The sequence below is a fragment of the Cupriavidus sp. 05T42 genome (genome assembly GCF_056396345.1).
Genome location: NZ_JBFTLH010000004.1, coordinates 18,843 through 35,096, shown reverse-complemented (window position 1 = coordinate 35,096; position 16,254 = coordinate 18,843). Strand labels below are relative to the sequence as shown.

Annotated in this window: 19 protein-coding genes; 9 read left to right on the top strand and 10 right to left on the bottom strand. The window is 65.8% G+C overall.

Annotation, left to right across the window (positions count from 1 at the left end; translation table 11 throughout):
* Positions 1-50 precede the first annotated feature (50 nt).
* From AC1EJR_RS06290 to AC1EJR_RS06270, 5 genes are all read right to left on the bottom strand, one after another.
* On the bottom strand, positions 51-512 hold the full coding sequence (locus AC1EJR_RS06290) for a DUF3304 domain-containing protein (protein WP_313818144.1): 462 nt from the start codon (positions 510-512) through the stop codon (positions 51-53).
* Between the two features lie 14 nt (positions 513-526).
* Positions 527-877, bottom strand: a complete 351-nt coding sequence (locus tag AC1EJR_RS06285) for a DUF3304 domain-containing protein (protein WP_222944701.1) — start codon at positions 875-877, stop codon at positions 527-529.
* A 125-nt stretch (positions 878-1,002) separates the two neighbouring features.
* Positions 1,003-1,464, bottom strand: a complete 462-nt coding sequence (locus AC1EJR_RS06280; RefSeq protein WP_454756759.1) for a DUF3304 domain-containing protein — start codon at positions 1,462-1,464, stop codon at positions 1,003-1,005.
* A 14-nt stretch (positions 1,465-1,478) separates the two neighbouring features.
* The gene (locus tag AC1EJR_RS06275; protein ID WP_477112734.1) at positions 1,479-1,748 is read right to left on the bottom strand and encodes a DUF3304 domain-containing protein; all 270 of its coding nucleotides are present in this window, start codon (positions 1,746-1,748) and stop codon (positions 1,479-1,481) included.
* 16 nt (positions 1,749-1,764) lie between these two features.
* Positions 1,765-1,932: a hypothetical protein gene (locus AC1EJR_RS06270; RefSeq protein ID WP_441644574.1), complete on the bottom strand. Its 168-nt coding sequence runs from the start codon at positions 1,930-1,932 to the stop codon at positions 1,765-1,767.
* A 227-nt stretch (positions 1,933-2,159) separates the two neighbouring features.
* Between AC1EJR_RS06270 and AC1EJR_RS06265 the strand changes: the two genes are divergently transcribed.
* Complete coding sequence (locus tag AC1EJR_RS06265; protein WP_477146890.1) at positions 2,160-2,588, top strand: HIT family protein; 429 nt, start codon at positions 2,160-2,162, stop codon at positions 2,586-2,588.
* Between the two features lie 51 nt (positions 2,589-2,639).
* On the top strand, positions 2,640-3,494 hold the full coding sequence (locus AC1EJR_RS06260) for a 3-hydroxybutyryl-CoA dehydrogenase (protein WP_477146889.1): 855 nt from the start codon (positions 2,640-2,642) through the stop codon (positions 3,492-3,494).
* A 39-nt stretch (positions 3,495-3,533) separates the two neighbouring features.
* Here AC1EJR_RS06260 and AC1EJR_RS06255 read toward each other — a convergent pair whose 3' ends face one another.
* Positions 3,534-4,202 (bottom strand): Crp/Fnr family transcriptional regulator, encoded by a 669-nt coding sequence (locus AC1EJR_RS06255; protein WP_092292105.1) that lies wholly within the window; start codon positions 4,200-4,202, stop codon positions 3,534-3,536.
* Positions 4,203-4,433: 231 nt separating this feature from the next.
* Here AC1EJR_RS06255 and AC1EJR_RS06250 point away from each other — a divergent pair, with 231 nt between their 5' ends.
* From AC1EJR_RS06250 to AC1EJR_RS06220, 7 genes are all read left to right on the top strand, one after another.
* On the top strand, positions 4,434-6,398 hold the full coding sequence (locus tag AC1EJR_RS06250) for an AMP-dependent synthetase/ligase (protein ID WP_477112733.1): 1,965 nt from the start codon (positions 4,434-4,436) through the stop codon (positions 6,396-6,398).
* Positions 6,399-6,411: 13 nt separating this feature from the next.
* Positions 6,412-7,332 (top strand): ABC transporter ATP-binding protein, encoded by a 921-nt coding sequence (locus AC1EJR_RS06245; RefSeq protein WP_477146888.1) that lies wholly within the window; start codon positions 6,412-6,414, stop codon positions 7,330-7,332.
* A gap of 15 nt (positions 7,333-7,347) precedes the next feature.
* Positions 7,348-8,262: a branched-chain amino acid ABC transporter permease gene (locus AC1EJR_RS06240; RefSeq protein WP_477146887.1), complete on the top strand. Its 915-nt coding sequence runs from the start codon at positions 7,348-7,350 to the stop codon at positions 8,260-8,262.
* Between the two features lie 20 nt (positions 8,263-8,282).
* On the top strand, positions 8,283-9,359 hold the full coding sequence (locus AC1EJR_RS06235; RefSeq protein WP_092291545.1) for a branched-chain amino acid ABC transporter permease: 1,077 nt from the start codon (positions 8,283-8,285) through the stop codon (positions 9,357-9,359).
* Between the two features lie 59 nt (positions 9,360-9,418).
* Positions 9,419-10,756 (top strand): ABC transporter substrate-binding protein, encoded by a 1,338-nt coding sequence (locus tag AC1EJR_RS06230; protein ID WP_092291547.1) that lies wholly within the window; start codon positions 9,419-9,421, stop codon positions 10,754-10,756.
* A gap of 79 nt (positions 10,757-10,835) precedes the next feature.
* Entirely contained in the window at positions 10,836-11,651 is an 816-nt protein-coding gene (locus AC1EJR_RS06225) for an ABC transporter ATP-binding protein (protein WP_092291549.1), read from the top strand.
* 20 nt (positions 11,652-11,671) lie between these two features.
* Positions 11,672-12,922 carry a phenylacetate--CoA ligase family protein gene (locus AC1EJR_RS06220; RefSeq protein WP_477112732.1) on the top strand — a complete coding sequence of 417 codons (1,251 nt, stop codon included), beginning with the start codon at positions 11,672-11,674 and terminating at the stop codon, positions 12,920-12,922.
* Here AC1EJR_RS06220 and AC1EJR_RS06215 read toward each other — a convergent pair.
* The 4 genes from AC1EJR_RS06215 to AC1EJR_RS06200 all read right to left on the bottom strand — a co-directional run bounded on the left by AC1EJR_RS06215 (position 12,913) and on the right by AC1EJR_RS06200 (position 16,234).
* Positions 12,913-13,416 (bottom strand): YbaN family protein, encoded by a 504-nt coding sequence (locus AC1EJR_RS06215; protein WP_369823467.1) that lies wholly within the window; start codon positions 13,414-13,416, stop codon positions 12,913-12,915. The two genes, AC1EJR_RS06220 and AC1EJR_RS06215, sit on opposite strands and share 10 nt — an antisense overlap.
* A 38-nt stretch (positions 13,417-13,454) precedes the next feature.
* Entirely contained in the window at positions 13,455-14,432 is a 978-nt protein-coding gene (locus AC1EJR_RS06210) for an NAD(P)H-dependent flavin oxidoreductase (RefSeq protein WP_441591379.1), read from the bottom strand.
* 298 nt (positions 14,433-14,730) lie between these two features.
* Positions 14,731-15,924, bottom strand: a complete 1,194-nt coding sequence (locus tag AC1EJR_RS06205; RefSeq protein ID WP_092291555.1) for a class I SAM-dependent rRNA methyltransferase — start codon at positions 15,922-15,924, stop codon at positions 14,731-14,733.
* 4 nt (positions 15,925-15,928) lie between these two features.
* On the bottom strand, positions 15,929-16,234 hold the full coding sequence (locus tag AC1EJR_RS06200) for a YbeD family protein (RefSeq protein ID WP_092291557.1): 306 nt from the start codon (positions 16,232-16,234) through the stop codon (positions 15,929-15,931).
* Positions 16,235-16,254 lie beyond the last annotated feature (20 nt).

Genomic DNA, 16,254 nt, shown 5'->3' with positions numbered 1-16,254 from the left:
GTGCAGGTATCGTAAGGTTGTATGGCATATTGCTCAGGCTCGGATGTACTTCACAATTTGGCTTCGTCGCCTTTAAGCGGATAGTCCGGATGCCCGAGGCCCATCATGGTGACGAACACCTTGACCTCGCCGCCGCGCAGGAAATGGACAGCGAACCGGCCGCCCTCGTCGGGGCCATACCGTGGCACTTCCACGTCGCGCTCCATGGCGTTTTCTCCACCCCAATCGCTCCACCAGACCTTTACCGTCATACCCGGCTTGTAAGCGCGTGGAATGCTTGTACAACAGGTGAATTTTCCGCCGCCACGATGTGCTCCCAAGTACGCACCGCCATACTCGTTGACCCCAAAGCGGTAGATGCTCCTGTCGGTGTGGTTGTAGCCCACCAGATTCAACGTCATCTGGTCTTCGGTGCATCCGGTCAGTGGCAGGCACAGCCCGGCCAATAGGCAAAGACGCCAGACTGACGGGAACCATTTCGTTTCGCGGCGATGACGCGTATTGGCAGGCATGGACGAAGTCTTTGTCACAGTTCGGCATCCTCACCCTTGAGCGGATAGTTGGGATGCCAGTAGCCCATCATGGTGACGAACACCTTGACCTCCCCGCTGCGCAGGAAATGCACGGCAAATGCACCGCCTTCATCTGGTCCATACCGTGGCACTTCCACAATGCGCTCCATGGCGTTTTCCCCACCCCAGTCACTCCACCAGACAGTGACCGTCATCCCAGGTCGGTAGGCGCGTGGAATGCTGATGCAACAGGTATGTCCCCCGCCGCCGCGGTGTGCTCCCAGGTAGCCACCGCCATATTCGTTGACGCCAAAACTGTAGATGCTCCTGTTGGTATGGTTGTGGCCCACCAGATTCAACGTCATCCKGTCTTCGGTGCACCCGGTCAGTGGCAGGCACAGCCCGGCCAATAGGCAAAGACGCCAGACTGAKGGGAACCATTTCGTTTCGCGGCGATACCGGACATTCGCAGGCATGGACGAAGTCTTTGTCACAGTTCGGCATCCTCACCCTTGAGCGGATAGTCCGGATGCCCGAGGCCCATCATGGTGACGAACACCTTGACCTCGCCGCCGCGCAGGAAATGGACAGCGAACCGGCCGCCCTCGTCGGGGCCATACCGTGGCACTTCCACGACGCGCTTTATGGCGTTCTCTCCATCCCAATCGCTCCCCCAGACCGTTACCGTCATGCCGGGCTTGTAGGCGCGTGGGATGCTGATGCAGCAGGTGAACCCTCCACCGCCCCGGTGCGCTTGCAGGTGACCGCCCCCATATTCATTGACGCCATAGCGGTGGATGCTCCTGTCGGTATGGTTGTAGCCCACCAGATTCAACGTCATCTGGTCTTCGATGCATCCTGTCAGTGGCAAGCACAGCCCGGCCAATAGGCAAAGACGCCAGACTGAGGGGAACCATTTCGTTTCGCGGCGATGACGCGTATTGGCAGGCATGGATAGAGTCTTTGTCACAGTTCGGCATCCTCACCCTTGAGCGGATAGTCCGGATGCCCGAGGCCCATCATGGTGACGAACACCTTGACCTCGCCGCCACGCAGGAAATGCACGGCAAAATGTCCGCCTTCATCCGGGCCATACCGTGGCACTTCCACGACGCGCTCCATGGCGTTTTCCCCACCCCAATCGCTCCACCAGACGGTTACCGTCATGCCTGGCTTGTAGGCACGCGGAATGCTCATGCAACACGTAAATTTTCCACCACCGGTGTGTGCTCCCAAGTAGCCGCCGCCATACTCATTGACAGCCGAAGCTGTAGATGCTGCGGTCGGTATGGTTGTATCCAAGAATGTCCAGTCCCATCTGGTCTTCGGTGCACTCTGTCAGCGGCAGGCACAGCCCCGCCAGCAGCGCCAGACGAAGCGTTCCCTTCCACCCTGCAGTACGGCCGATCGCGTGTGCCATCGATGAATCCCCCGGTTGCCATGGCATTGCACCTTAAACGCTGACCGGGGCACTGAAAATGCGTGAACGTTCACTTGCTGCGGAAGATCAGCAAGGACGTTGATTTCATCGAACTACGATTCCCATTGATGGAGACGTTGTGTAGGCGCGCGCTGCGCTACACTCGAAGGTTGCCGCGCGCCATCCTTGCGCGGGTCCAAGCCACGCAGAAGGAGGGCCCTGATCCCATGTACGACAACCAGAACATCTTCGCCCGCATCCTGCGTGGCGAACTCCCGTGCTTCAAGATCTACGAGGACGCGGACACCATCGCGTTCATGGACATCATGCCGCAKACCGACGGCCACGCGCTGGTCGTGCCGAAGGAGCAGGCAGTGGACCTGTTCGGCCTGTCCGAGGCCGGCGCGGCGGCGGCGATCAAGTCCACGCAGCGCGTGGCGCGTGCCGTGCGCGAGGCCTTCCAGCCGGACGGCATGGTCATCACCCAGTTCAACGGCGTGGCGGCGGGACAGACCGTGCCGCACATCCATTTCCACATCGTGCCGCGCTACGCGGACCAGCCGATTCGCGGCCATGCGCGCGAGCAGCAGGACATGGCCGTGCTCAAGGAGCACGCCGAGCGCGTAATCGCGGCGCTGGCGAAGCTGCCGGMCTGATCGGTCCCGATTTCATTCCCGGATACACGTAACGACACAAGGAAGTTCGACATGGCAATCAAGACAGTAGGCATCGTCGGTGCCGGCACGATGGGCAACGGCATCGCCCAGGCCTGCGCAGTAGCTGGCCTGGACGTGGTGATGGTCGATATCAGCGACGCCGCCGTGCAGAAGGGCATCGCCACGGTGGCCGGCAGCATGGACCGGCTGATCAAGAAGGAGAAGGCGACCGAGGCCGACAAGGCGGCGGCACTGGCGCGCATCCACGGCAGCACCGCCTACGACGACCTCAAGAAGGCCGATATCGTCATCGAGGCTGCCACCGAGAACCATGAGCTGAAGCTCAAGATCCTCAAGCAGATCGACAGCATCGTCGGCGCGCACGTGATCGTGGCGTCGAACACCTCGTCGATCTCGATCACCAAGCTGGCTGCGGCGATCTCGCGCCCGGACCACTTCATCGGCATGCACTTCTTCAACCCGGTGCCGATGATGGCGCTGGTGGAACTGATTCGCGGCCTGCAGACCAGCGATGCCACGCATGCCGACGTCGAGGAGCTGGCCAAGCGGCTGGGCAAGTATCCGATCACGGTGAAGAACAGCCCGGGCTTCGTGGTGAACCGCATCCTCTGCCCGATGATCAACGAGGCATTCTGCGTGCTGGGCGAGGGCCTGGCGTCGCCGGAAGAAATCGACGAGGGGATGAAGCTGGGCTGCAACCATCCGATCGGGCCGCTGGCGCTGGCGGACATGATTGGCCTGGATACGATKCTGGCGGTGATGGAAGTGCTCTACACCGAGTTCGCCGATCCGAAGTACCGTCCGGCGATGCTGATGCGCGAGATGGTCGCCGCCGGCTACCTCGGCCGCAAGACCGGGCGTGGGGTTTACGTGTACAGCAAGTAAGTCGATAGCCTTGCCCCCTCTCCCCAGCGGGAGGGGGACTCACTCCCCGTACTGCCGCAATCCCTCCAGGTCGAGCACCTCGATCACCCCGTAGTCCACCCGCACCAGCCCCTGCTGTTCCAGCACCTTCAGCGCCTGGTTGGCGCGCTGCCGCGAGATGCCGGCGAGCAGGCCGATCTCCTCCTGCGAGATCTCCAGCGTATTCCCCAGCCCCGGATACAGGTGTTCGTTGAACAGCGACGACACCGCGCGCGCCACGCGCGAATCGATGTCCAGCAGCCGTTCGTACTCCACCGCCGCAATGAACTGCCCGAGCCGCTCGTTGAACTGCATCAGCAGGAAGCGCGTGAACGGCAGGCTGGTATCCAGCAGCCACTGAAAAGTCTCGCGCGGGATGAACGCGATGCGCGAGCGGCGCAGCGCCATCACGTCGTATTTGCGGATTTCCGACTTCAGCACCGCGCCTTCGCCGAACCAGCCGCCGGTCGGCACGCCGGTGAAGGTCACCGACTTGCCCGAGGGCGACACCGTGGTGATCTTGATGATGCCTTCCACCACCCCCAGCCAGTGTTCGGCCAGGTCGCCCTTGTGGCAGACATAGTCGCCCTGGCTGTACTCGCGCACGGTAGTCACGCGTTTGACACGCTCGCGCTGGGCCGGGCTGAGGTCCACGGCCCAGGCGCAACGGTCGATGAAATCATGGGAAATCGCCACTCGGTGCTCCCGTAGGGATTAACCCGGAATTGTCATCGGCGTGACAACCCGGGGGGATGGCATCGGCTATCTTACGATCACTACGGAACCGGCCCGGCCTGATGTCACAAGGCCTGGCGGCATGATGCGGTGCGAGAAGCGCCGCTTGGCGCCCAGTATAGCGACCGGTCCGGCGGCTTGATACCCGGCGTGGCCCCTACGCCCCCTGGGGGAGAGGAGACAGCGATGCAGGAATCGTCGGCAACGACCTTCCCGCGATGCCTGCTGGCGCACGCCACGCAGCGGCCGGACCATCCGGCCCATCGCGAGAAGGATCTCGGCATCTGGCAGACATATAGCTGGTCGCAAGCCGCGCGCGAGGTCCGCGCGCTCGCCTGCGGGCTGGCCGCGCTTGGGTTCCGGCGGGGCATGAACCTGGCCGTGGTGGGTGACAACCGCCCGCGTCTCTATTGGGCGATGACCGCCGCGCAGGCGCTCGGCGGCGTGCCGGTGCCGCTCTACCAGGACGCCATCGCCAACGAGATGGTCTATGTGCTGGAAGACGCCGAGATCGAATTCGCCGTGGTCGAGGACCAGGAGCAGGTGGACAAGCTGCTCGAGGTGGAGGCCCAGCTCGCCGCGCGCGGCCGCGCCGTGCGCCATCTGATCTACGAAGACCCGCGCGGCCTGCGCGACTACGACCATCCCTCGCTGCTCTCCTACGAACGCCTCCAGGAGATCGGCCGCGAGTACGATGCCGCGCACCCCGGATTCTTCGATGAGCAGGTGCAGGCCGGCCAGCCCGACGACACCGCGATCATCCTCTACACCTCCGGCACCACCGGCAAGCCCAAGGGGGTCTGCCATTCGCACGGCGGCCTGATCGGCGCGGCGCGCAACGGCTGCCAGTTCGACAAGCTCGGCCCCGCCGACGACGTGCTCTCCTACCTGCCGATGGCCTGGGTGGGCGACAACCTGTTCTCGTACGCGCAGGCGCTGGTCGCGGGCTTCACGGTGAACTGCCCGGAGTCGCGGGAGACCGTGATGACGGACCTGCGCGAGATCGGCCCCACCTACTACTTCGCCCCGCCGCGCATCTATGAAGGGCTGCTGACGCAGGTGATGATCCGCATGGAGGACGCTGGCTGGGTCAAGCGCCGCCTGTACGACTGGGCGATGGGCGTGGCGCGCCGCTGCGGCGCGGACATCCTCGACAAGCGCCCGGTGCCACTGGCGGACCGGCTGCGCTACGCGCTGGGCGAATGGGTGATCTACGGCCCGCTGCGCAACGTGCTCGGCATGAGCCGCATCCGCGTGGGCTACACCGCCGGCGAGGCGATCGGCCCGGACCTGTTCCGCTTCTATCGCTCCATCGGCGTGAACCTGAAGCAGTTCTACGGCCAGACCGAGACCTGCGCCTACGTGTGCCTGCAGCCGGACGGGCAGGTCAAGTTCGACTCGGTCGGCCCGGCCGCGCCGGGCATGGAGATCCGCATCGCCGACAACGGCGAGGTACTGGTGCGCGGCGTGGGGCTGCTGAAGTCCTACTACAAGCGTGACGACGCCACGCGGGAGGCCATCAACGACGAGGGCTATTTCATGACCGGCGACGCCGGCGTGATCGACGCCGACGGCCACCTCAAGATCATCGACCGCGCCAAGGACGTCGGCAAGCTGGCCGACGGGTCGATGTTCGCGCCGAAGTACATCGAGAATAAGCTCAAGTTCTTCCCGTACATCAAGGAGGCGGTGGCCTTCGGCACGGACCGCGAATCGGTCTGCGCCTTCATCAACATCGATTTCGATGCGGTGGGCAACTGGGCCGAGCGCCGCCACCTGGCCTATGCCGGCTACGTGGACCTGGCCGCCCAGCCGGAAGTGATCGCGATGATCGCCGAATGCGTGGAACAGGTGAACACCGACCTGGCGGCGGACGCCATGCTGGCCGGCTCGCAGGTGGCGCGCTTCCTGATCCTGCACAAGGAGCTGGACCCGGACGACGACGAACTGACGCGCACGCGCAAGGTGCGGCGCGGCTTTATCGCCGAGAAATACGCGGTGCTGGTCGAGGCGCTGTACGCGGGCAAGCCCGAGCAGTTCATCGAGACGCGCGTGAAGTTCGAGGACGGTCGCGAGGGCAGTGTCTCGGCCACGCTGAAGCTGGTGGACGTCAAGCGTTTCCCGCCCACGGGCGGCGCGCGCGCGGCATGAACAGGGGAATGGCATGACGCAGATGGCATGGCGCGTGGACGCCACGGGCACGATGGCGCCGGCAGGCACGATCACCGCGCCGGGGCACGCCGATGGCGTGCAGCACGAGGGGCTCCGCACCGGCGACGCGCTGGAGCCGGACTCCACCCTGCACACCCGCACGCGCGGCGACGTGATCCTGGACCTCCAGAACATCTMGCTCGCGTTCGGCGGCGTGAAGGCGCTGACCGACATCTCGTTCGATGTCTGCGAGCACGAGATCCGCGCGATCATCGGCCCGAACGGCGCCGGCAAGAGTTCGATGCTGAACGTGATCAACGGCGTCTATCACCCCCAGCAGGGCCGCATCGTGTTCCGGGGCGAGGAGCGGCGCCAGATGCATCCGACCGCCGCCGCGCGGCAGGGCATCGCGCGCACGTTCCAGAACATCGCGCTGTTCAAGGGCATGACCGTGCTGGACAACATCATGACCGGCCGCAACACCCAGTTCCGCACCGGCCTGTTCGCGCACGCGCTGTGGTGGGGCCCGGCGCGCGCCGAGGAGATCCGGCACCGGCACAAGGTGGAGGAGGTGATCGACTTCCTCGAGATCCAGGCCATCCGCAAGACCCCGGTGGGGCGCCTGCCGTACGGCCTGCAGAAGCGCGTGGAGCTGGCGCGCGCGCTGGCGGCGGAGCCGTCGATGCTGCTGCTGGACGAGCCCATGGCCGGCATGAACGTGGAAGAGAAGCAGGACATGTGCCGCTTCATCCTCGACGTGAACCAGCAGTTCGGCACCACCATCGTGCTGATCGAGCACGACATGGGCGTGGTCATGGACATCTCCGACCGCGTGGTCGTGCTCGACTACGGCAAGAAGATCGGCGACGGCACGCCCGAGGAGGTCAAGRCCAACCCCGACGTGATTCGCGCCTACCTCGGCACCTCGCACTGAGCATCGGACCCCATCATGACCTTCTTCTTCKAAATCCTGATCGGCGGGCTGCTCTCCGGGCTGATGTACTCGCTCGTGGCGCTGGGCTTCGTGCTGATCTACAAGGCGTCCGGCGTGTTCAACTTCGCGCAGGGGGCGATGGTCTACTTCGCCGCGCTGGCCGTGGTGGGGCTGATGGACAAGGGCATGCCGATGTGGGCGGCGTTCATCGGCGCCTTCGTGGTCATGATCATCGTGGGCATCAGCACCGAGCGGCTGGTGCTGCGAAAGCTGGTCAACCAGCCGCCGATCACGCTGTTCATGGCGACCATCGGGCTGTCGTTCTTCCTGGAGGGGCTCGGGCCGCTGCTGTTCGGTAACGAGGTGCGGCCGATCAACCTCGGCATCGTGGACGAGCCGATCGAGGCCATCCTCACCCGCTTCAACATCGTTATCTCGAAGTTCGACCTGGCCGCCGCCGCGATTGCCGCCGTGCTGGTGGCCGCGCTGGCGCTGTTCTTCCAGTACACCAAGGTGGGGCGGGCGCTGCGTGCGGTGGCGGATGACCACCAGGCGGCGCTCTCGCTCGGCATTCCGCTCCAGCACATCTGGGCGATCGTCTGGGGCGTGGCCGGCTTCGTGGCGCTGGTGGCGGGCATGCTCTGGGGCTCGCGCAACGGCGTGCAGTTCGCGCTGACGCTGACCGCGCTCAAGGCGCTGCCGGTGCTGATCCTGGGCGGCTTCACCTCGGTGCCGGGGGCCATCGTCGGCGGGCTGATCATCGGCGCCTCAGAGAAGCTGGCCGAGATCTACATCCCGCCCGTGTTCCAGGCGATGTTCGGCGGCAACTTCGGCGGCATCGAAGGCTGGTTCCCCTATGTATTCGCGTTGCTGTTCCTGCTGGTGCGGCCCGAAGGGCTGTTCGGCGAGAAGMACATCGACCGCGTGTAACCCGTCCGGAGACCGACACCATGCTCTATCGTGAAGCCGGGCAGTTCAAGACCAGCTACATCGCCGACAGCCAGATCTTCCCGATCCGCCAGGACCGCATCGGTTTTGCCGTGCTGATGGCAGTGGCCTTCGTCGCGGTGCCGTTCACCGCCTCGGAATACTGGTTCAACGCGATCCTGATCCCGTTCCTGATCTTCTCGCTCGCGGCGCTGGGGCTGAATATCCTGACCGGCTATGCCGGCCAGCTCTCGCTGGGCACGGCGGCCTTCATGGCCGTGGGCGCCTACGCGGCGTACAACTTCCAGTTGCGGATCGAAGGCATCCCGGTGCTGGCMACCTTCCTCCTGGCCGGGCTGTCGGCGGCACTGGTGGGCGTGGCGTTCGGGCTGCCCTCGCTGCGGATCAAGGGCTTCTATCTCGCCGTGGCCACGCTGGCGGCGCAGTTCTTCGTGGTCTGGGCGCTGACCAAGTTTCCCTGGCTGTCGAACAACAGCTCGTCGGGCGTGATCACGGCGCAGCGGCTGGACCTGTTCGGCTTCACCATCGACACCCCGGTGCGCAAGTACCTGTTCGTGCTCGCCTTCGTCACGGTGCTGGCCTTCGTCGCCAAGAACCTGGTGCGCTCGGCCACCGGCCGCGCCTGGATGGCCGTGCGGGACATGGACGTGGCCGCCGAGGTCATCGGCATTCCGCTGATGCGCACCAAGCTGCTCGCCTTCGCGGTCAGCTCGTTCTACTGCGGCGTGGCCGGCGCGCTCTATGCGTTCTGCTACCTCGGCTCGGTGGAGCCGGACGGCTTCTCGCTCGACCTCTCGTTCCGCATCCTGTTCATGATCATCATCGGCGGGGTAGGCAGCATCCTCGGCTCCTTCCTCGGCGCCGCGTTCATCCTGCTGCTGCCGATCTTCCTCGACAACGTGCTGCCCGGCCTGGCCGCGCTGCTGCACCTGCCGTTCACGAACGCCACGGTGTCGCACATCCAGCTGATGGTGTTCGGCGCGCTGATCATCTTCTTCCTGATCGTGGAGCCGCACGGGCTGGCGCGGCTGTGGCAGATCGCCAAGGAGAAGCTGCGGCTCTGGCCGTTCCCGCATTGATTCATCGTCGTAGCCCATAACAACGCCCGTCTACGAGGCGAAAGGTCAAGGAGACTGTCATGACAACCCTGATTCGCAATGTGCAGCGCGCCGCCCTGGTGGTTGGTGTGGCGGCGGCGCTGCTGGCGCCGTCGCTGCCGGCGCTGGCGCAGGCCAACGAGCAGTTCGTGGCGTTGCCGAGCTACCGCGTGGGGCCCTACGGCGCCAACGGCCAGTCGTTCTACGGCGGCTTCATCGACTACCTGAACTACGTCAACCTCAAGGATGGCGGCATCAACGGCGTGAAGCTGAGCTGGGAAGAGTGCGAGACCGAGTACAACAACGCCAAGGGCGTGGAGTGCTACGAGCGGCTCAAGTCGAAGAACGCGACGACCAAGGGCACCGCGTACCACTCGATGTCCACCGGCATCTCCTACGCACTGGTCGACAAGACCGCCGCTGACAAGGTGCCGCTGGTGATGATGGGCTACGGCCGCACGGACGCCGTGGACGGTTCGGTGTTCCCGTACGCGTTCCCGCTGGTCACCACGTACCAGATGCAGGTGTCGGCCATCGTCAAGTACCTGGCCACCAAGAGCGGCGGCTCGCTCAACGGCAAGAAGATCGTCTACCTGTACCACGACTCGGCCTACGGCAAGGAGCCGATCGTCGCCCTGCAGGCGGAGGCGCGGCTGAACAAGTTCAACCTGGTGGAGATTCCGGTGGCGCACCCCGGCAACGAGCAGGGCGCCCAGTGGCTCAAGATCCGCCAGGAGAATCCGGACTACGTGATCTTCTGGGGCTGGGGCGTGATGAACCAGACCGCGCTGAAGGCGGCGCAGAAGGTGGGCTTCCCGCGCGACAAGATGATCGGCTCCTGGTGGGCTGGTTCCGAGGAAGACACCGTGCCGGCCGGCGACGCCGCCAAGGGCTACATGAGCGCGACGTGGAACGTGGCGGGCCGCAACGTGCCGCTGATCGCCGACATCGACAAGGTGGTGTACGGCGCCGGCAAGGGCAATATGCAGGACCGCAACAAGGTCGGCTCGGTGCTCTATAACCGCGGCGTTTCGGCGGCCGTGGTKACCGTGGAGGCGATCCGCGTGGCGCAGGACAAGTTCGGCAAGGGCAAGATGATGTCCGGCGACCAGATGCGCTGGGCCTTCGAGAACCTGAACGTGACCAACGCGCGCCTGCAGCAGCTGGGCGCCACCGGCCTGCTGCCCGAGATCAAGACGAGCTGCGACAACCACGAGGGCTCCGGCAAGGTGAAGATCCAGCAGTGGGATGGCGCCAAGTGGGTGGTGGTGTCTGACTGGATCGAGGGCAACAAGGCGCTGATCCACCCGCTGTTCAAGGCCAACGCGGCGCAGTACGCGAAGGAGAAGGGCATTACGCCGGCCTGCGCGAAGTCGTAAGCGCGGCCTGCGGTTGTCTTCCCTCTTCCGCAAGCGGGAGAGGGGAGCGCAAAACCAGCGGCATTTGAGGTGTCCATCCATGTCCCTGCTATCCGTCAACAACATCGAAGTCATCTACGACCACGTGATCCTGGTGCTCAAGGGGGTCTCGCTGGAGGTGCCCGAAGGCCGCATCGTGGCGCTGCTCGGCGCCAACGGGGCCGGCAAGACCACCACGCTCAAGGCGATCTCGAACCTGCTCCACGCCGAGCGCGGCGACGTGACCAAGGGCTCCATCGAATATCGCGGTAATCGCGTGGACCAGCTCACGCCCAACGACCTCGTCAAGCGCGGGGTGATCCAGGTCATGGAGGGGCGCCATTGCTTCGCCCACCTGACCATCGAGGAAAACCTGCTCACCGGCGCCTACACGCGCGGGCTGTCGCGCGCAGACACGCGCCACGAGCTGGAGAAGATCTACACCTACTTCCCGCGCCTGCAGACGCGGCGCAAGTCCCAGGCTGGCTATACCTCGGGCGGCGAGCAGCAGATGTGCGCGATCGGGCGGGCGATGATGGCCAAGCCGGCGATGATCCTGCTCGACGAGCCGTCCATGGGCCTGGCCCCGCAGATCGTCGAGGAGATCTTCGAGATCGTGCGCGACCTGAACACGCGCGAGAAGGTCAGCTTCCTGCTGGCCGAGCAGAACACGATGGTGGCGCTGCGCTACGCCGACTACGGCTACATCCTGGAGAACGGCCGCGTGGTCATGGACGGCGAGGCCGAATCGCTGCGCACCAACGAGGACGTCAAGGAGTTCTACCTGGGCGTGGCCGCCAACGATGCCGATGGCGCCGCGCGCAAGTCGTTCCGCGATGTGAAGAGCTATCGGCGCCGCAAGCGCTGGCTGGCCTGAATTCCTACCCCTCCCGCACCATGGCTGACTATTTCGATTCGCTGGAAACGCGCACGCCGGCCGAGCGCGAGGCCGCGCTGCTGGCCGCCCTCGCGCGCCAGGTGGCGCACGCGCAGGCCCACGCGCCTTACTTCGCCGAGGTGCTGTGCGATGTGGACCCGCGCGACCTCACCTCCCGCGCCGCGCTGGCGGCGCTGCCGGTGACGCGCAAGTCGGAGTTGACCGCCCGCCAGCGCACCGCGCCGCCGCTGGGTGGCCTCAACGCTACGCCCATCGGCGGGCTGCGGCATGTGTTCCAGTCGCCGGGACCGATCCTTGAGCCGGACGGCCATGCCGATGACTGGTGGCGCATCGCGCGCGCCATGTTCGCGGCCGGTTTCCGCGCCGGCGAGCTGGTCTACAACACCTTCTCGTACCACTTCACGCCGGCCGGCATGATGATGGAATCGGGCGCACACCGGTTGGGCTGCTGCGTGTTCCCGGCGGGCGTCGGCCAGACCGAATCGCAGGTGCAGGCCATGGCGGCGCTGCAGCCGTCCGCCTATGCCGGCACGCCATCGTTCCTGAAGCTGCTGATCGAGCGGGGCGCCGAGCTGGGAATGCCGTGCGCGAGCCTGTCGAAGGCGCTGGTCACCGGCGAAGCCTGCCCGCCGCCGCTGCGCGCATGGCTGCAGGACCATGGCGTGACCGTGCGCCAGATGTACGGCACCGCCGACGTGGGGCTGATCGCCTACGAAACCGAGGGCGGCGACGGCTGGGTGGTCGATGAAGGCGTGCTGGTGGAGATCGTCGAGCCGGGCGGCACGCAGCCGATGCCCGAGGGCGAGACCGGCGAGGTCGTGGTGACGGTGCTCGGCAACGGCGACTATCCGCTGATCCGTTTCGGCACGGGCGACCTGTCGGCCATCGTCAGCGACTCCTCGCACCGCGCCAGCCCATGCGGGCGCACCAATATCCGGCTCAAGGGCTGGCTGGGGCGCGCGGACCAGACCACCAAGGTCAAGGGGATGTTCGTCCATCCCGGGCAGGTGGCGGATGTGGTGCGCCGCCATCCCGAGATCCGCGCCGCAAGGCTGGTGGTGACCGGCATGGTCGGCGCGGACACCATGACGCTGCACTGCGACGCCACGCGCGAGGACGACGGACTGGCGCACGCCATTGCCGATTCGATCCGCGACGTCATGCGCCTGCGCGGCGAGGTGCGCTTCGTGGCGGCAGGGTCGCTGCCGCAGGATGGCAAGGTGATCGAGGACGCGCGCAGTTACGACTGAGGGGATTGGGGCGGCTCCGCCGCCTCACCATACCCACCCCGGGGCCGGGTCGGCAGCCGCACCATCCAGATGGTCACGGCGGCGCCCACCGCCAGCAGCGTCAGCGAGGACACCGGCCGCCCGCGCAGCAGCCAGGCGGTGGTCCCCATCGAAATCCACATCATCGACAGCGCCAGGCACTTGGCGCGCAGCGGAATGCTGCGATGCGCCTGCCAGTCCCGCACCAGCGGGCCGAAGCGCGGGTGCGAGATCAGCCAGTCGTGGAAGCGCTCCGAGCCGCGCGCGAAGCAGGCGGCCGCCAGCAGGACAAACGGGGTGGTGGGCAGCAGCGGCAGGAAAATGCCGATGAAGCCGAGCACCAGCGACACGACGCCGCAGGTGACCCAGAATGCCCGGATCACGCGCTCACGGTGCGTGAGCGCGTCGCTGGCGTTGCCTGGGGAGCGGGGCCGGCGGGTGTCGCCGGCGGGGCGTTCGGAGTCGGTCGGGTGCAAAGGAAGGGGCGAAAAGGAGCGAGGGCGAAAAAACGCCCCTATCGTACCAGTCCGAGCCGAGCGCGCGCGGCGTCGTACTCTTCCTTCATGCGCGCGATGATCTCGCCGGCCGTGGCAATGTCCTCGATCTGGCCCACGCCCTGGCCAGCGCCCCAGATGTCCTTCCACGCCTTGGTCTTGGAGCTGCCGCTCGAGAAGTCCATCTTGGTCTTGTCCGCCACGGGCAGGTTGTCCGGGTCGAGCCCCGAATTGCTGATGCTCTCGCGGATGTAGTTGCCGTGCACGCCCGTGAACAGGTTCGTGTAGACGATGTCCGAGGCCGCCGCGCTGGTGATCGACTGCTTGTACTCCGCGCTCGCGTGGGCTTCCTGCGAGGCGATGAAGCGCGTGCCCACGTAGGCGAAATCGGCGCCCATGGCCTGGGCGGCCAGCACGGCGTCGCCGGTGGCGATGGAGCCGGACAGCGCGATGGGACCGTCGAAGATCTTGCGCACCTCGCCCACCAGCGCGAACGGCGAGAGCATGCCGGCATGGCCGCCGGCGCCAGCCGCCACCAGGATCAGGCCGTCCACGCCCGCCTCGATGGCCTTCTCGGCGTGGCGCAGGCTGATCACGTCGTGCAGCACGATGCCGCCATAGCTGTGCACGGCATCGATCATTTCCTTGACCGGCGCGCGCAGCGAGGTGATGAAGATGGGTACCTTGTGGTCGACGCAGACCTTCACGTCGTGCTCCAGCCGCGCGTTGGACGCATGGACGATCTGGTTCACGGCGATCGGGCCGACGCGCTTGCCCGGGTTCGCGGCCTGGAACGCGGCCAGGTCTTCCTGCATCTGCGTGAGCCATTCGTCGAGCAGTTCCGCCGGGCGTGCGTTGAGCGCGGGGAAGGAGCCGACGATGCCGGCCTTGCACTGCGCCAGCACCAGTTCCGGATAGCTGACGATAAACATCGGCGAGGCGATGACGGGCAGGGCCAGGTTCTGCAGGATCGGCGGCAAGGTCGTGGCGGCGGGCATGGGGTCTCCTCTGATCGGGTCGCAAATTGAACGATCGTTCGATTATAGGGACTTTCGCTCCGGATGGCGCCGCCCGGACCGTCGCCCGGCCTAGAGGCCCGCTTCCATTCCGCCAGGAGAGACGGACAAAAAAATGCCCCGCCGGGTAGGCGGGGCAATTACCACGAAGACTGATAAGAAGAGGCAGTGAGACACCTGCCAATGCCTCACCGCGAGACGAAGCATAGACGGTGAATATGACCGTCAGAAGTCAAAACCGAGGGTTTATACCGGGGTGCCCGGGCGCCCTCGGCCCCTGTCACACCTTCTCGAGCAGCAGGCCCTTCAGGTATTCCCCTTCCGGGAAGGCCGCCGACATCGGATGGTCGGTGCCCGCCGAGAGCCGGCGCAGGATGCGCGCGTCGCAGCGGGCATCGGTGGCCGCGCCAGCCACGATCTTCTGGAACAGCTCCATGCTGATGGCGCCCGAGCACGAGTACGTGAACAGCAGGCCGCCCGGCCGCAGCAGTTGCATGCCGACAAGGTTGATTTCCTTGTAGGCGCGCGCGGCGCGGTCGATGTGCTGCGCCGACGGGGCGAACTTGGGCGGGTCCAGCACGATCAGGTCGAACTGGCGGCCCTCGGCGCGGAACTCGCGCAGCGTCTTGAACACGTCGGCGTCGAGCCAGGTCGCCCGTTCAGCGTCGAAGCCGTTCAGCGTGACGTTGTTCGCGGCGATCTTGAGCGCCTCGCCCGACGAGTCGATCGACGTCACCGCCGTGGCGCCGCCCCGCAGCGCGGCCAGCGAGAAGCCGCCCGTGTAGCAGAAGCAGTTCAGCACCTCACGCCCTTCGGCCAGATCGCCGACGAGCTTGCGGTTGTCGCGCTGGTCGACGTAGAAGCCCGTCTTGTGGCCGTTGCGCACGTCCACGTAGTAGCGCACGCCGTGTTCGGTCACGGACAGCTCCGGGTCCGGCTCGGCGCCAGCCAGCACGCCGGTCACCAGCGGCAGGCCCTCGCGCTGGCGCACGGCGGCGTCGGAGCGCTCGTAGACATTCGGGCAGCCGGTCTCCTTGACCAGCGCCTGCACCAGCGCCTCCTTCCACTGCTCCACGCCGGCCGAATTGAACTGGCAGACCAGCTGGCCCTTGTCGCCGCTGCCGTAATAGTCGACAACCAGCCCGGGCAGGCGGTCCGCCTCGCCGAAGATCAGCCGTACCGCGTCGGTATCGCGCACCCACTGGCGCCGATGGGCCACCGCGGCGGCCACGCGGCGCTTGAACAGCGCGTGGTCGACCGGCTCGTTCTCGTCGAACGTCCACACCCGTGCGCGGATCTGCGACTCGGGGCTGTAGGCGCCGCGTGCCAGGAAACGGCCGTCCGCGGCGCGGATGACCACCGTGGTGCCGGTCTCGCAGCGGCCTTCGGTGGAGGCGATGCCGGTGGCGTACACCCAGGGGTGGCGGCGGAGCAGGGATTTTTCCTTGCCCGGTTTGAGCGTGATGGCGTTCATGCGCTTACAGCACCACCTTCACCATCGGATGCGACGTCAGCGCGCGGTATAAATCGTCCAGCTGCTCGCGGCTGGTCACCCAGACCGTCACGGTCAGGCCCAGATAATTGCCGTTGCGCGATGGACGCATCTCCATCTTGCCGGCGTGGAAGTTCGGGTCGAAGTCCTGCACCAGGGTCACGATCGCCTCGGCAAAGCCGTCCTGCATCGCGCCCATGACCTTGATGGGGAAGTCGCTCGGGTACTCGATCAGCGAGGCCTGCGGCGGAATGCTGCCGGGCTGCTGACCATCGTTCGAATCGGTCGTCATGTTCGTGCTCTCGCGTGTGT